Below are 15188 nucleotides of genomic sequence, written 5' to 3'. Positions count from 1 at the left end.
ATCAGGAGCGCTCGTCCAGCAGCACGCGCACGCCCGCCTCGAGTTCCGTGACGGCCGCCGCTGCGCTCTCCGCGGAGTCGCCCCTCGCATCGATGTACACCTTGAGCTTCGGCTCGGTGCCGCTCGGGCGGACGATGACGCGCGAGCCGTCGCTCAGCCGATACCGCAGCACGTCGCCCGAGGGTTGGCCCTCCGCCGCGTGCAGCAGGTCTTCCGCGGAGGCGATGGAGCGCCCGCCGATCTGCGTGGGCGGCAGCGAGCGGAGCGAGAGCATCACCGTGCCGATGAGTGACAGGTCGGCGACCCGCACCGACACCTGCGCGCTGGCGAAGTGCCCGTACGTGTCGCCCAGCTCGCGCAGCAGGTCGGCGAGCGTCGCGCCGCGACCGCGCGCCTCTGCGGCGAGCCCGAGCACCGCCACAGCGGCGGAGATGCCGTCCTTGTCGCGCACGGTCTCCGGATTCACCAGATAGCCGAGCGCCTCCTCGAAGCCGAACACGATGCCGGGCGCACGGGAGATCCATTTGAAGCCGGTGAGCGTCTCATGGAAGTCGAGGCCGTGGTGCGCGGCGACCGCGCCGAGACCGGGGGAGGACACCAGCGAGCAGGCCAGGGAGGCCCCGGGGGTGCCGGCGGCCGCACGGGCGGCACGCGCCCCGAGCAGCAGCCCCACCTCGTTGCCGGTGAGCCGGCGCCACCCCTCGGGGGCGGTGTCGTCGGGGATGGCCACCGCCAGTCGATCGGCGTCGGGGTCGTTCGCCAGGATCAGGTCCGCCCGGGTCCGGCGGGCCTTCGCGAACGCGAGGTCCATCGCTCCGGGCTCTTCGGGGTTCGGGAACGACACCGTGCGGAAGGTCGCGTCGGGACGCAGCTGCTCATCGACCACGAGAGGCTGCGGGTACCCGGCCGCCTTCAGGATGCGCGACACCGTCTCCCAGCCCACACCGTGCATGGCGGTGTACACCCACTGCAGCCCGGCGGCGTCGTCGGGCGCGGGCGCGACGGCGGCGGTCGCGGCGACGTAGGCCTCCACCACGTCCTCGCCCGCCGTCTCGTAGCCGGTCGAACGGGGCAGCGCGCGCACGTCACCGGCGTCGGCGACGCGCTGGATGTGCGCGGCGATCTCGGCGTCCGCGGGCGCCACGATCTGCGAACCCTGGTCGGCACCGCCGAGGTACACCTTGTAGCCGTTGTCGTTCGGCGGGTTGTGGCTGGCCGTCACCATCACGCCCGCATCGGCGCCGAGGTGGCGCACGGCGAATGCGAGCACCGGGGTGGGCAGCAGCCGCGGGAGGAGGATCGCGCGCAGACCGGCTCCTGCGAAGAGCTCGGCCGAGTCCTGCGCGAACACGCGGGAGTTGCGACGGCCGTCGTAGCCGATCACGACGGTGGGCGTGCCGCCGCCCGCTCGTTCCCGCAGATAGGCGGCGAACCCCGCGGCGGCCTGCGCCACGAGCACCCGGTTCATCCGGTTGCTGCCCGCGCCGAGCTCGCCGCGTAGTCCGGCGGTGCCGAATGCCAGCCGGCTGCCGAAGCGGTCGTCCAGCTCGGCGACGGCTGCCGCATCGCCCGCAGCGGCCCTGGTGACGACGCCCGCGAGCTCGTCCCTGGTCTGCGGATCGGGGTCCTGCCGCAGCCAGGCGCGCGCCTGTGCGAGCCGCTCCTCGCTCACAGGGCCTCGACCACCCTCGCCAGGAGCGCGGAGATCACCGGCTCCGCCTCACGCCCCGCCTCGATCACCTCGGCGTGACTGAGTGGCGTCTGCTGGATCCCGGCGGCGAGGTTCGTGATGAGCGAGAACCCGAGGATCTCCATGCCGGCCTCGCGCGCCGCGATGGCTTCCAGGGCGGTGGACATGCCGACGATGTGGCCGCCGATGTGCTTGGCCATCTGCACCTCCGCCGGGGTCTCGTAGTGCGGACCGCGGAACTGCGTGTAGACGCCCTCGTCGAGGCTCGGATCGATGCTGCGCGCGATGTCGCGCAGGCGCTTCGCGTACAGGTCGGTGAGGTCGATGAACGTCGCGCCCTCGAGAGGGGAGTCCGCGGTGAGGTTGATGTGGTCGCTGATCAGCACGGGCTGACCGGGCTTCCACGTCTCGCGGATGCCGCCCGCGCCGTTGGTCAGCACCATGATCTTCGCGCCGGTCGCGGCGGCGGTGCGCACGCTGTGCACCACTCGCCGCACGCCGTGGTTCTCGTAGTAGTGGGTGCGGGCGCCGATCACGAGCACGTTCTTCCCGCCGGGGGTGCGGATGCTGCGCAGCGTCCCGACGTGACCCTCCAGGGCCGGCTTGGAGAATCCGGTCACCTCGGTCGCGGGGATCGTCGCTACGGTCTCGCCGATCAGGTCGGCGGCCTTGCCCCAGCCGCTGCCGAGCGTGAGGGCGATGTCGTGCTTCTCGACGCCGGTCAGGCGCGCGATGTCGGAGGCGGCCTGGGCGGCCACCTCGAACGGGTTCGCGGAGGGGTCGTCGAGGGGGTTGCTGTGCGTTTCAGGCATGGATCCACTCTAGGAAGGTGCAGGCTCGGGGGCCAGGATTGGGGAAGAATGGAAAGCATGTCTTCCACCACTTTCGAGCGCACTCAGCGCGTCGCCGTCCTCGGCGGCGGACCCGGCGGTTACGAGGCGGCCCTGGCGGCCGCTCAGCTCGGAGCCGAGGTCACCCTGGTCGAGCGCGTGGGGGTGGGCGGCTCGGCCGTGCTCACGGACGTGGTTCCGTCGAAGAGCCTCATCGCGACCGCCGATGCCGCGGTCGCGATCTCCGAGGCCAGCGACCTCGGCGTCAACTTCTACGCGAAGGGGGAGAACGGCAAGCCGCTCAAGCCCGAGATCGCGATCAACCTGGCGGCGGTGAACAAGCGTCTCGTCGCGCTCGCCGGCCAGCAGTCCGAGGACATGCGCACGACCCTGCTCGACGCGGGTGTGCGCATCCTCTCCGGCCACGGACGCCTGGAGGGCCCGAACGCGATCGTGGTCTCGACGGGGGAGCGGGGCACCGACTTCGACCGCGTCGAGGCGGACACGATCGTGGTCGCGGTGGGGGCGTCCCCGCGCGAGCTCGACTCCGCGAAGCCCGACGGCAAGCGCATCCTCACGTGGACGCAGCTGTACGACATGAAGGCGCTGCCCGAGCACCTCATCGTGGTCGGCTCCGGGGTGACCGGCGCCGAGTTCGCGTCGGCATACATGAACCTGGGCGCGAAGGTCACGCTGGTGTCCAGCCGCGAGCAGGTCCTCCCCGGTGAGGACCAGGATGCGGCGCGCGTGCTGGAGAAGGTGTTCAAGCGTGGCGGCATGCAGGTGCTGTCGAAGTCCCGCGCCGAGAAGGTCGAGGTCACGGGCGACGGGGTGACGGTGACCCTCTCGGATGGGCGCACGGTCGAGGGCAGCCACTGCCTCATGGCGGTCGGCTCCATCCCGAACACGGCCGGCATCGGGCTCGAGGAGGCGGGTGTCGAGCTCGACGACTCGGGTCACGTGCGCGTGAACCGTGTGGCACGCACCTCGGTTCCGAACGTGTACGCGGTCGGCGACTGCACCAACTTCTTCCCGCTGGCGTCGGTGGCGTCGATGCAGGGCCGCACGGCGGTGTTCCATGCGCTCGGCGACATCGTCATCCCGCTCGAGCTCATCAAGATCACCTCGAACATCTTCACCGCCCCCGAGATCGCCACGGTCGGCTACGGGGTGAAGGACGTGGAGGACGGCCTGGCGGACGGCATGGTCTACAAGCTGCCGCTCGCCGCCAACCCGCGCGCCAAGATGATGGGCATCAAGGACGGCTTCGTGAAGCTCATCGCCCGCAAGGGCTCCGGCACCGTGATCGGCGGCGTGATCGTGGCACCGAAGGCTTCCGAGCTGATCTACCCGATCGCGATCGCGGTCGAGCGACGCCTCACGGTCGACCAGGTGTCGCGCGTGTTCGCGGCCTACCCGTCGCTGTCGAGCAGCATCACCGATGCGAGCCGGGCGATGCATCTGGTCAACATCTCCTGAGGCTCGGTCCTCCGCGCTCACGAGAAAGGGCACCCCGCCGCGGCGGGGTGCCCTTTCTCGTACGGGGTGTCAGCTGATGGTGAGCAGCTGGTGACCGGCAGAGACGGTCGCACCGGCGTCGGCGTTGATGTTGCCCACCACGCCGTCCTTGTGCGCCTGCAGCGGCTGCTCCATCTTCATGGCCTCGAGCACCACGACGAGGTCGCCCTTGACGACCTGCTGACCGTCTTCCACGGCGATCTTCACGACCGTCGCCTGCATCGGCGACTTGACCGCGTCGCCGGAGGCGCCCGCGTTGGCCGTGGTGGTGTGGCTGCGGCGCGACGGGGGGACGACGGCGGGGCGGCCGGAGGCGCCAGACGGCACCGCGACCCGATCGGGCAGGCTCACTTCGAGCCGCTTGCCGGCGACCTCGACGACGACCGTGTGACGTCCGCCGGCCGCCGCCGGTGCCTCCAGTTCGCCGTCCCACGCGGGGATGTCGTTGACGAACTCGGTCTCGATCCAGCGCGTGTAGACGCCGAACTCGCCGTCCTCCGCGGTGAAGGCGGGGTCGCGCACGACCTTGCGGTGGAACGGGATGACGGTGGGGAGCCCGGCGACCTCGAATTCGTCGAGGGCGCGACGCGAGCGCTCGAGCGCCTCGGCGCGGTCCTTGCCGGTGACGATGATCTTGGCGAGCAGGGAGTCGAACGCGCCCGACACGGAGTCACCCGCGGTCACGCCCGAGTCGAGGCGGATGCCCGGGCCCCCGAACGTCTTGAACACGTGGATCGGACCCGGCTGGGGAAGGAAGCCGCGCCCCGGGTCCTCGCCGTTGATGCGGAACTCGATCGAGTGGCCCTGCGGCTGCGGGTCGTCGTAGTCGATCGTGCCGCCGGCCGCGATCCGGAACTGCTCGCGCACGAGGTCGATGCCGGTGACTTCTTCGGACACCGGGTGCTCGACCTGGAGTCGCGTGTTGACCTCGAGGAACGAGACCGTGCCGTCGGCGCCGATGAGGAACTCGCAGGTTCCGGCGCCCACGTAGCCGACCTCCTTGAGGATGGCCTTCGACGCGGTGTAGAGCTGCTCGTTCTGCTCCGGGGTCAGGAACGGCGCCGGCGCCTCTTCGACGAGCTTCTGGTGGCGGCGCTGCAGCGAGCAGTCGCGCGTGGAGATCACGACGACGTTGCCCTCGGCGTCCGCCAGGCACTGGGTCTCGACGTGGCGCGGCTTGTCGAGGTACTTCTCCACGAAGCACTCGCCGCGACCGAAGGCCGCGACCGCCTCGCGTGTGGCCGACTCGAACAGCTCGGCGACCTCGTCGAGCTCACGGGCGACCTTGAGCCCGCGGCCGCCGCCGCCGTACGCGGCCTTGATGGCGATGGGCAGGCCGTACTCCTTCGCGAACGCCACGACCTCGTCGGCACCGGCCACGGGGCCCGGGGTGCCGGGGGCGAGCGGGGCGCCGACCTTCTCGGCGACGTGACGCGCGGTCACCTTGTCGCCGAGGGCCTCGATGGCTTCGGGCGACGGGCCGATCCAGGTGATGCCCGCGTCGATCACGGCGCGGGCGAACTCGGCGTTCTCGGCGAGGAAGCCGTAGCCGGGGTGCACGGCGTCGGCTCCTGCGCGGCGGGCGACGGAGAGGATCTTGTCGATCTGGAGGTAGGTCTCGGCGCTCGTCGATCCGCCCAGTGCGTAGGCCTCGTCGGCGAGACGCACGTGCAGCGCGTCGCGGTCCTGGTCGGCGTAGACGGCGACCGAGGCGATCCCGGAGTCGCGTGCGGCACGGATGATGCGGACGGCGATCTCGCCGCGGTTGGCGATGAGCACCTTGGCGATTGCAGGCATGCTTGCCAGCCTAGCGAGAAGCCTCCCGATCCCTTTGACGACTCTCGACAAGAAACAATGGAAAACGTGGAGGGGAGTCTACGACCAGAGGTCGGTCCAGCGAACACCGAGCTCGGCGGCCAGACGGCGGACGGTGGACAGCGACATGCCCACCACCGTGGACGGGTCACCCTCGACGCGGGTGATGAACGCGCCGCCCAGGCTGTCGACCGTGAACGCCCCCGCCACGTGGAGCGGCTCGCCGGAGGCGACGTAGGCTGCGATCTCCGCGTCGTCCAGGTCCTCGGCGAAGGTCACCGCGGCCTCCGCCACCGCTGTCGCCTCCACCGGGCTCGAGCCCGGGGAGACGCGGAACACGGAGTGCCCCGAGTGCAGCACCCCGGTCGCGCCGCGCATCTCCTGCCAGCGCCGCGTCGCCTCCTCGGGCGTGTACGGCTTCCCGTAGACGCGCCCGCCGAGCTCGAACATCGAGTCGCCACCGATGACCAGCCCGTCGAAGTCGCCCTCGGCGTGCAGCCGCTCGGCGACAGCCGCGGCCTTGGCCCTCGCGAGCAGCAGTACCAGGTCGGCGGGTGCGAGCGGCCCCATGCGCTCCTCGGCGGCGGCGGCGAGGGCTTCCTCGTCGACGTCGGGCGCGAGCGTGAGCGGTTCGATGCCGGCCTGACGCAGCAGCATGAGCCGGGCGGGGGACGTGGAGGCGAGGCAGACGCGCATGTGCACCACCGTATCCTCGAAGGATGACTTCCTCCGCAGCCGACGTGCTCGAACTCGACATCACCGGCATCGCCCACGGAGGGACCTTCGTCGCCCGCCACGAGGGACGTGTGGTGTTCGTCTCCGACGCGATCCCGGGCGAGCGCGTGCGGGCGCGGCTGCTCGATCCGACAGGGGGCGCGGACGCCGACACGCGGAGCTTCTGGCGTGCCGAGACGGTCGAGGTGCTCGAGGCCTCGCCGCACCGACGTCCGCACCTGTGGCCGGAGGCGGACGTGTCGCGCGACCCCGCCGACCGCCCGGGCGGCGCCGACCTGGGGCACATCGAGCTCGGGCAGCAGCGCGTCCTGAAGCGCCAGGTGCTGAGCGAGGCGTTCGACCGCTTCGCCGGTGGCGGACTGGAGGCGCCGGAGATCGAGGCCGTGGAGTCGGGCGACGGTGCCGGCTGGCGCACGAGGGTCACCCTGCACGTCGACGACCGCGGTGCGGTGGGGCCGTTCGCCGCGCGCAGCCACCGCGTGGTGCCGGTCGGCTCGTATCCGCTCGCGCGCCCCGCCGTCGCGGCCGCCGCCCTCGCGCTCGACGGCGGGGAGCCCGGCCGGATCGACCTCGTCGAGCCGGCGGACGGTGAGGTGCGGGTGCTGCGTCATCCCGAGTCGGAGCGGCGCGCCCCGCGTCGTGGCCGTCGGCCCGCGCCCGAGGTGGTGCAGGAACGCGTGGGGGATCGCGTGTTCCAAGTCGACGCCGGCGGCTTCTGGCAGGTGCACCCGCGCGCGGCGTCGGTGCTCGACGCCGCGGTCTACGGTCTGCTCGACGGACACGTCGACCCCGCGGCGACCCATTACGACCTCTACGGGGGCGTCGGGCTGTTCGCCCGGACGCTGGCCGACCTCGGCGGCACCGACATCGTCACGGTCGAGTCGAACCGGAGGGCCACCGAGCACGCGAGGGCCAATCTCGCCCCGGTCGAGGTCTCGGCGGTGACGGCCAGGGTCGACCGCTTCCTCTCCGGCGCATCAGGCAGGGGCCGCACGGGCGCCGTGGTGCTCGACCCGCCGCGTTCCGGTGCGGGGCGCGCCGTCGTGGAGGGAGTGCACGCGCTCGACCCGGAGGCGGTCGTGTACGTGGCGTGCGACCCCGTGGCCCTCGCCCGCGACCTCGGCACGTTCCGCGACCTCGGATGGCGGGTGGGCACCCTGCGCGCGTTCGACCTGTTCCCTCATTCGCATCACTTCGAGGTGGTCGCGCAGCTCACGCGCTGACGCCGCCGCGACCCGCGGACGCGACTCAGTAGGCTGTGGGCATGAGCACCGTCGCCCTCATCGACGACCATGAGTCCGTCCGTCTCGGTCTCGAGGCCGCGTTCGCCCGCGACGGGCAGACCGTCGTGTTCTCCGGGAGCACGGTGGGGTCGTACCTGGCGTGGCGGTCTGCCGCCGACGCGCCGCCCGCGGACGTGGTCGTGCTGGACCTCACGCTCGGCGACGGCACGACCGTGACCGAGAACGTCACCTCGCTCGTGTTGGACGGTGCGAGCGTGGTGATCCACAGCGTCGCCGACCGGCCGGCCGCGGTACGCGAGGCCCTGGCGGCGGGAGCGGCTGGCGTGGTCAGCAAGTCCTCCGCCCTCGACGAGGTGCTCGACGCGATCCGCACCGTGGCGCAGGGTGAGGCGTTGAACAACGTCGAGTGGGCGAGTGCCGTCGACGGCGACCGGGCGTTCGCCGACGCGCAACTCTCCACCAGGGAGCGCGAGGTCCTGCGGCTGTACGCCACCGGGTTACCGTTGAAGGCGGTCGCGGAGCGACTCGGTGTCGCCTACTCCACCGCGAAGGAGAACATCACCCGCATCCGCGTCAAGTACGTCGAGGTCGGCCGTCCCGCGCCCACGAAGGTCGATCTGCTGCGACGGGCGATGGAGGACGGAATCGTGGCCGCCGACGGGGCGCCGAGTGCCCGCTGAGCCGCTCAGCGTCCGCGACGCCTGGAGCAAGATCCCGTCTCCCGGGAGCGTGGAGAGCGGTTTCGAGCGGTTCACGTCGAAGCGGATGGAGCGGATCCTCGCGATCGTCGTCGCGCTCGGGTCGGCGGTGCTCGGGGTGCAGGCGCTCATCGCGGCCGTCGCGACCCTGTCTCGCGCCGATGTCCCGCACCTGCTTCTCCTCGCAGTCGTCTTCGTCCCGCTCGCGGTGATGCTCGTGGCGTGCCTGGTGGGTCGCGGGGTGCGCGCGACGTCGGGGACCTTCGCGGTGGTGTACGTGGTCGCGCTCGCCGCATGGCCCGTGGTGGTCGACCCCGCCGACAAGGTGGCGGGGGCGCAGCCCTGGATCTTCTTCCTGGTGAACGTGGGCGTGGTGGCCGCGATGCTGGCGTTCCCGGTGCGGCTCCAGTTCGCCTGGGCGGTCGGCGTGCCGTTCGTGTACGGCTATGTGCGGCTCGTGCAGGGCGGTTTCTCGCGGGAGTTCTGGGTGACGACCGCGTTCGACGTGTCGTTCACGCTGATCCTCGGCGTCGTCATCGTGTCTCTGGGATGGATGTTCCGTTCGGTTGCGGCGGGTGTGGACGAGGCGCGGGGCACCGCGGTGGCGTCGTACGCCACGGCGGCGGCCGCGGCGGCCGCGGAGGAGGAGCGGGTCGCGATGTCGGCACTCATGCACGACAGCGTGCTCGCCGCGCTGATCGCCGCGGAGCGTGCGGACGGGGAGAGAGCGCAGGAGCTCGCGGTGGCGATGGCCAGGGAGGCGCTGACGCGGCTGGCCAACACGGAGGCGGCGGTCGCGGAGGAGGGCAGTGACGAACCGGTCGGTACGGCGCAGGTGGTCGTCGAGCTGCGTCGCGCGCTCTCGGAGCTCGGAGCGGATGCGATCGTCGAGGAGCGCGGCGGCATCGGGCTGATCCCGGGTCGCGCCGCCAGGGCTCTGGTGCTCGCGGCGCGTCAGGCGATCGGCAACGCCGTGACCCACGCGAACGGCCGCGGGTTGCACATCGTCGCCGAAGGTCACGGTGATGAGGGCATCGCGGTGACGATCTCGGACCGCGGCCCCGGGTTCGACGTCGACACGATCGGCCCCGACCGCCTCGGCATCCGTGCGTCGATCCTCGCCCGCATGGCCGGTGTGGCCGGTACCGCGGAGATCGTGTCGGACGATGAGGGCACGACGGTGACGCTCGGATGGGAGCGATCATGAACCGGACCGTGCGCAGTGTGGCGACGTCGCTGGCCGTGGGCTTCGCCCTGTACTTCGTCGCGCGCGGCGTCTGGTGGATCGAGCAGCCGACGGCCCCGCTGTTAATGGTGGGAGGCATCGCGCTGTACCTGGTGGTGGTCAACCTGGCGATCCTCGGCCACCCGACGACCGTTCGCATGCCGCTGTGGACGGCGCTGCTGGCCCTGGTGACGAGCGCGGCGGTCCCGCTCCTGGTCACGCTGTCGCTCGATCCCGCCGACCGTACGGCCCCGTTCGCCACGTGGTACATCGGCGGTGTGGGGCTGCTCGCGGTCGTGTGCGTCGTCCGACGGCGGCCGCTCATCGGCTGGTCGACACTGGCGGTCCTGGTCGCCGCGGCGTCTGCGGCTCTCGGCTTCGGCGTCGCGCTGAACCTGGGCGTGGTCGGCTCGATCATGTGGGTCGTGGTGGCGCAGCTGCTGGTGATGTTCTGGGACAGAGCGGTCCGGGACACCGAACGGCTCGCCGAGATCCAGCAGGCGGTGTCGGCCTGGCACGCCACCCAGAGCGTGCGCCAGCGCGAGCGCCGGCTCCGCACCCAGTTCGCCCTTGCGGTGGCGGGACCCGTGTTGAGCCGGGTGGTCGCGACGCGGGGAGTTCTCGACGACGGCGAGAGGCTCGAGGCCCGGCTGGCGGAGGGACGGTTGCGGGACGAGCTGCGGGGTGCGGACCTGCTGAACGATGACGTGCGTGATGCGATCGAGGCGGCCCGGCGGCGGGGGGCCTCGGTGACCGTCTTCGACGAGGGCGGCCTCGACGGCGTGGAGGAGCGCAGGCGGATCGAGATCAGGGACGAGCTGGCGCAGGTCTTGCGTTCGGCGGGGGCCGGGCGCATCATCATCCGTTCGGCCAAGGACCCCCTCGTGGCGGTGACGGTGGTCGGTCGCGCGGGACGGCGCGCTGCCGACGACGACTCGGTCGACCTGTGGCACGAGATCACGCGTGAGGCGGGCGGAGAGCCCGCGCAGCACTCGTGAGGAGAGTGGGCGAGGGGCGGCGTATTCGCCTGCCCCTCGCCGTGCGGACAGTTACCCGAAAACCGTCCGCTGGTGGCCGATCAGCGTCTGTCTACCCTGGGACAGAGAGACCAGCCGAACGCGAAGCGTCCCCTTTAGTCTGCGGGGTCGTCAACACCTTGTCTGTAGGTATTTTGGGGGACACGCTTTCGGGGGCGTGAGGAGGATCATCGGACGATGGGAACACGGCGGGGAACCAATCTTCCGCGGATGGGCGACTTCAATCAGTCGGTCATCCTCGAGGCTGTGCGGCATGCGGTCGATGGCCGCAGCCGGATCGAGCTCGCGCAGGTCACCGGGCTCTCGGCGCAGACCGTCACGAACATCACTCGACGGCTGCTCGACGAGGGACTCATCCGCGAGGCGGGTCGCACGATCAGCGGGCCGGGCAAGCCGAGGGTCATGCTGCGGCTCGTGGAGGAGAGCCGATACGCCGTCGGCGTGCACCTGGACCCTGCGGTCACGACCTTCGTGCTGCTCGACCTCGCGGGCGAGGTGGTGCGACGGTCGAGCCTGGTGACTCCCTCCGAGGTGCCGGCGCGGATCGTGGACGTGCTCGCGGTCCGCATCGACGAGCTCATCGACGCCTCCGGTGTGCCGCGCGATCGGATCGCCGGCGTGGGGGTTGCGGCCCCCGGACCGCTCGATGCCGCGCGGGGGACGGTCATCGACCCGCCCAAGCTTCCCGGGTGGCACCGCGTGGCGCTGCGGGAGGATCTGGCGGCGGCCACGGGATTCCCCGTCGTGCTGGAGAAGGACACGACGGCCGCCGCGGTCGGCGAGCTGTGGACCCGGCGGGGCCCGTCCGACGACTCCTTCGTGTTCCTCTACCTGGGCACGGGCGTCGGTGCGGCGGTGGTGCGTGACGGCGAGGCCGTGCGCGGCAGCACGCGCAACCTCGGGGAGATCGGGCATATCGTGGTCGACCCGGACGGACCGCGGTGCGCGTGCGGCTCCCGCGGCTGCGTCGACGTGGTGTGCACGCCGGAGGCCATCGTCGCGCGGGCCGAGCACCGGGGAATCCTTGCGCTCGATCGCCCCGACGGTGACAGGGCAGCGCTCGACGCGAGTTTCAGCGACCTGTGCGCGCGTGCGGCCGCGGGGGATGCGGAGGCAGCGGCGTTGCTGCGGGAGGAGGCCGCGCATCTGGCGACGCTGACCCTCGTGCTCACGGACCTCTTGGACGTGGACCGGGTCGTCTTCGGCGGCCCGTTCTGGACGCGTCTCGCTGACACGGCTCTGCCGGAGATCGGCGCCCGGCTCGAGCGTTCCAGCGCGACGCGCGCCGTGCGGACCCTTCCCGTGCAGAGCACGGTGGTCGGAGACGATGTGGGCGCCGTCGGCGCGGCCTGCGTGGTGCTGGATTCGATGCTCACGCCGCGCACCTCGGACCTGCTCCTGGGGCGTTAGGCGCCCGCGTCCAGGCCGCGGTCAACCCGAGAAACGACCCCACGGGATGTCGCGCCGAAGCGGACGACGCAGGGGTCTCTGAGTGCGCTCCCAGGCGGAGACCTGCGGCTCCTCGACCGTCGCCTCGGCCTGCTCGGTCGCGTAGGCGTCGCCGATCACGGCGATGAGCGCGGCGAGCTCCTCTTCCGTCGCCGTGCCCCGGGTGATCTCGAGCAGCGGAGGGCTGGAGGCCGCGCCGTCCGCCGAAGCCGTTTGGTCCTGCCCGGTCACAGCGGGATGTTCCCGTGCTTCTTGGGGGGCAGTTCGGCTCGCTTGCCCCGAAGCGCGCGCAGGGCCTTCGCGATCGAGACACGGGTGTTCGCGGGCTCGATGATGCCGTCGAGCTCGCCCCGCTCGGCGGCGAGGAAGGGCGATGCCACGTTGTAGGTGTACTCGTTGGCGAGACGCGTGCGGACGGCCGCGACGTCCTCCCCGGCCTCCTCGGCCTTCTTGATCTCGCCGCGGTAGAGGATGTTCACGGCACCCTGGCCGCCCATCACGGCGATCTCCGCGGTCGGCCAGGCGAGGTTGACGTCGGCGCCGAGCTGCTTGGAACCCATCACGATGTAGGCGCCGCCGTAGGCCTTCCGGAGGATGACCGTGACGAGGGGGACGGTCGCCTCCGCGTAGGCGTACAGCAGCTTCGCGCCGCGGCGGATCACACCGGTCCACTCCTGGTCGGTACCGGGAAGGTACCCGGGCACGTCGACCAGGGTCACGATCGGGATCGAGAAGGCGTCACAGAACCGCACGAAGCGGCTGGCCTTCTCGCCGGCCTCGATGTTCAGCGTCCCGGCCATCTGGGACGGCTGGTTGGCGATGATGCCGACCGAACGACCCTCGATGCGGCCGAAGCCGATCACGATGTTCGGCGCGAACAGCGGCTGCACCTCGAGGAAGTCGCCGTCGTCCACGACGTGTTCGATCACGGTGTGGATGTCGTACGGCTGATTGGGGGAGTCGGGCACGATCGTGTTGAGCGTGCGGTCGGCGTCCGTCGTCTCGAACTCGAACGCGCTCTCGTACGACGGCAGCTCCGCCATGTTGTTGTCGGGCAGGAAGCCCAGGAGCGTGCGGGCGTAGTCGATCGCGTCGTCCTCGTCTTCGGCGAGGTAGTGTGCGACGCCGGATCGGGTGTTGTGCGTGTAGGCGCCGCCCAGCTCTTCCATGCCGACGTCTTCGCCCGTCACGGTCTTGATGACGTCGGGCCCTGTCACGAACATCTGACTGGTCTTGTCGACCATGATCACGAAGTCGGTGAGTGCGGGCGAGTACACCGCGCCGCCCGCGGCCGGTCCCATGATGATGGAGATCTGCGGGATCACACCGGACGCCCGCGTGTTGAGTCGGAAGATCTCGCCGTACTTGCCGAGGGCGACCACGCCCTCCTGGATGCGCGCGCCGCCCGAGTCGAGGATCCCGATGCAGGGCATGCCCCCGGCGAGGGCGAACTCCATGATCTTGACGATCTTCTCGCCGGCCACCTCGCCCAGCGAGCCGCCGAACGTGGAGAAGTCCTGCGAGTACACCGCGACGGTGCGTCCGTGGATCGTGCCGACGCCGGTGACGACCGAGTCACCGTACGGACGCGAGCGGTCCATGCCGAACGCGGTCGTGCGGTGGCGCACGTACTCGTCGAACTCCACGAAGCTCCCGGGGTCGACGAGGAGCTCGATGCGCTCGCGGGCGGTCATCTTGCCCTTCGCGTGCTGCTTCTCCTTCGCCTTCGCCTCGGCGTCGACGACGGCCTCGGTGTAGCGGGCGCGGAGGTCCGCGATCTTGCCGGCGGTGGTAAAGAGGTCGGGCTTGTCCGTCACGGATTCCACCCTAGCGTCGCCGTCGCCGCGTCCGTTGGATGCTCGGCACAACGGGGCGGGCGATCCTTTGGCGAGAAACGCTCCCCGTCGTCAGGGAGCGGGCGTGTCGGCCCCGGGGCGATCGGGCAGGCGGTGGTCGCCCTCGCCGAGCTCCGCAGTCGCGTCGTCGCGACGGCGTCCGGCGATCTCGCCCACGCGGTGCCCCACCCAGCCCGCGCCGCGCGCGACGGTTCCGGCTGCGCCCGCGACGGCGTTCCCGGCGTAGCGCGCGCCTCGGAGTACGCGAAGCTCGAGCTTCTCCGCGCCGGGTACGGGCTCGAGCTCGGCAGGGAGATCCACCGGTGCCGCACCGAACGCGCGGTGCGAGGTCGTGAGCACGCGGCGTCCCAGCAGATGGTTGCCGGCGCCGCCGATCGCCGCGCCGATTCCGAAGGGCATGGTCTTGCCCACGAAGGAGGCGCCGCCCTTCGCCGCGAACTGCTTCACGAACATGCTCTTGAGTTGGTCCACTAGCGGACCGACGGCCGCGCGGGGGAGTGACTTGGTCACCAGTTCCCCCCAGTACGCCGAGCGGCTGACCCCGCGCCCGGCGATCTGGCCGGCGAGCTGACCCACCAGGTCGACGCCCTCCTTGCCGAGCATGAGTGTCATGACCAGCGCGCGTGCACGGTCGGGGTTGGCCACGGCGATCCCATGCACCTCGGCCACGGACTGTGCGAAGAGCGCCGTCGATTCCACGAACCCCACTGTCTCCACGCCGGACAGAGCAAGCGTGACGCCGGTGCCGATGCCGGGGACCACCGCGGTCGCCCCCACGGCCGCACCGCCAGCGGTGACGGCGGCGAGGTAGCGCCGCTCGAGGATGCGGACGATCTCCGCGGGCGTCGCGTTCGGGTTGCGAAGCCGGATGCTGCGGATGTGCGCCAGCACGAGTGGGCGCTGGATCGAAAGGACACGGTCGAGGCCGCGCACCATCATCGGGTGTTCGGGGGACCCGACGGGCGGCACGCCCTTGTCCCAGGGAGCGTCGTCCGGCAGGGAGTGGATCTTGTGCACCTTGGGGGACATGGCGCCGATCCTACGGAGTCCCACCGCGAAAACACCGAGAGCCCCGGTCCACAGGGGTCGGG

Annotated in this window: 13 protein-coding genes; 6 read left to right on the top strand and 7 right to left on the bottom strand. The window is 71.2% G+C overall.

Going from position 1 to position 15188, the window contains the following annotated elements:
• Position 1: 1 nt before the first annotated feature.
• Together KE274_RS14875 and KE274_RS14870 are read right to left on the bottom strand one after the other, a co-directional pair.
• Positions 2-1672, bottom strand: a complete 1671-nt coding sequence (locus tag KE274_RS14875; protein ID WP_211545121.1) for a phospho-sugar mutase — start codon at positions 1670-1672, stop codon at positions 2-4.
• On the bottom strand, positions 1669-2502 hold the full coding sequence (locus KE274_RS14870; RefSeq protein ID WP_211545119.1) for a purine-nucleoside phosphorylase: 834 nt from the start codon (positions 2500-2502) through the stop codon (positions 1669-1671). Before KE274_RS14870 ends, KE274_RS14875 begins: the two co-directional genes overlap by 4 nt.
• 48 nt (positions 2503-2550) lie before the next feature.
• On the opposite strand from KE274_RS14870, the gene KE274_RS14865 reads away from it, so the two are divergent.
• Complete coding sequence (locus tag KE274_RS14865) at positions 2551-3999, top strand: NAD(P)H-quinone dehydrogenase (protein ID WP_025105680.1); 1449 nt, start codon at positions 2551-2553, stop codon at positions 3997-3999.
• A 69-nt stretch (positions 4000-4068) separates the two neighbouring features.
• Here KE274_RS14865 and KE274_RS14860 read toward each other — a convergent pair whose 3' ends face one another.
• Positions 4069-5835, bottom strand: coding sequence for an acetyl/propionyl/methylcrotonyl-CoA carboxylase subunit alpha (locus tag KE274_RS14860; RefSeq protein ID WP_211545117.1), 1767 nt, complete (start codon positions 5833-5835; stop codon positions 4069-4071).
• Between the two features lie 78 nt (positions 5836-5913).
• Positions 5914-6549, bottom strand: coding sequence for a Maf family protein (locus tag KE274_RS14855; RefSeq protein WP_211545381.1), 636 nt, complete (start codon positions 6547-6549; stop codon positions 5914-5916).
• 23 nt (positions 6550-6572) lie between these two features.
• On the opposite strand from KE274_RS14855, the gene KE274_RS14850 reads away from it, so the two are divergent.
• The 5 genes from KE274_RS14850 to KE274_RS14830 all read left to right on the top strand — a co-directional run bounded on the left by KE274_RS14850 (position 6573) and on the right by KE274_RS14830 (position 12202).
• The gene (locus KE274_RS14850; RefSeq protein WP_211545115.1) at positions 6573-7811 is read left to right on the top strand and encodes a class I SAM-dependent RNA methyltransferase; all 1239 of its coding nucleotides are present in this window, start codon (positions 6573-6575) and stop codon (positions 7809-7811) included.
• 41 nt (positions 7812-7852) lie between these two features.
• Entirely contained in the window at positions 7853-8512 is a 660-nt protein-coding gene (locus KE274_RS14845) for a response regulator transcription factor (RefSeq protein ID WP_211545113.1), read from the top strand.
• On the top strand, positions 8502-9737 hold the full coding sequence (locus KE274_RS14840) for an ATP-binding protein (RefSeq protein ID WP_211545111.1): 1236 nt from the start codon (positions 8502-8504) through the stop codon (positions 9735-9737). Before KE274_RS14845 ends, KE274_RS14840 begins: the two co-directional genes overlap by 11 nt.
• The gene (locus KE274_RS14835; RefSeq protein ID WP_249186494.1) at positions 9734-10753 is read left to right on the top strand and encodes a hypothetical protein; all 1020 of its coding nucleotides are present in this window, start codon (positions 9734-9736) and stop codon (positions 10751-10753) included. The genes KE274_RS14840 and KE274_RS14835 overlap by 4 nt, the downstream gene beginning before the upstream one ends.
• A 249-nt stretch (positions 10754-11002) precedes the next feature.
• Complete coding sequence (locus KE274_RS14830; RefSeq protein WP_211545107.1) at positions 11003-12202, top strand: ROK family transcriptional regulator; 1200 nt, start codon at positions 11003-11005, stop codon at positions 12200-12202.
• A 21-nt stretch (positions 12203-12223) separates the two neighbouring features.
• On the opposite strand, the gene KE274_RS14825 is transcribed toward KE274_RS14830, so the two are convergent.
• The 3 genes from KE274_RS14825 to KE274_RS14815 all read right to left on the bottom strand — a co-directional run bounded on the left by KE274_RS14825 (position 12224) and on the right by KE274_RS14815 (position 15126).
• The gene (locus KE274_RS14825; protein WP_211545105.1) at positions 12224-12472 is read right to left on the bottom strand and encodes an acyl-CoA carboxylase subunit epsilon; all 249 of its coding nucleotides are present in this window, start codon (positions 12470-12472) and stop codon (positions 12224-12226) included.
• Complete coding sequence (locus tag KE274_RS14820; RefSeq protein WP_431807534.1) at positions 12469-14058, bottom strand: acyl-CoA carboxylase subunit beta; 1590 nt, start codon at positions 14056-14058, stop codon at positions 12469-12471. Before KE274_RS14820 ends, KE274_RS14825 begins: the two co-directional genes overlap by 4 nt.
• Before the next feature lie 90 nt (positions 14059-14148).
• The gene (locus KE274_RS14815; RefSeq protein ID WP_249186492.1) at positions 14149-15126 is read right to left on the bottom strand and encodes a hypothetical protein; all 978 of its coding nucleotides are present in this window, start codon (positions 15124-15126) and stop codon (positions 14149-14151) included.
• Between the last annotated feature and the right edge of the window lie 62 nt (positions 15127-15188).

The organism is Microbacterium paraoxydans (genome assembly GCF_018224615.1).
Taxonomy (GTDB): Bacteria; Actinomycetota; Actinomycetes; order Actinomycetales; family Microbacteriaceae; genus Microbacterium; species Microbacterium paraoxydans_B.
The sequence above is the reverse complement of the archived record's forward strand: the minus strand, read 5'-3'. Positions and strand labels throughout refer to the sequence as shown.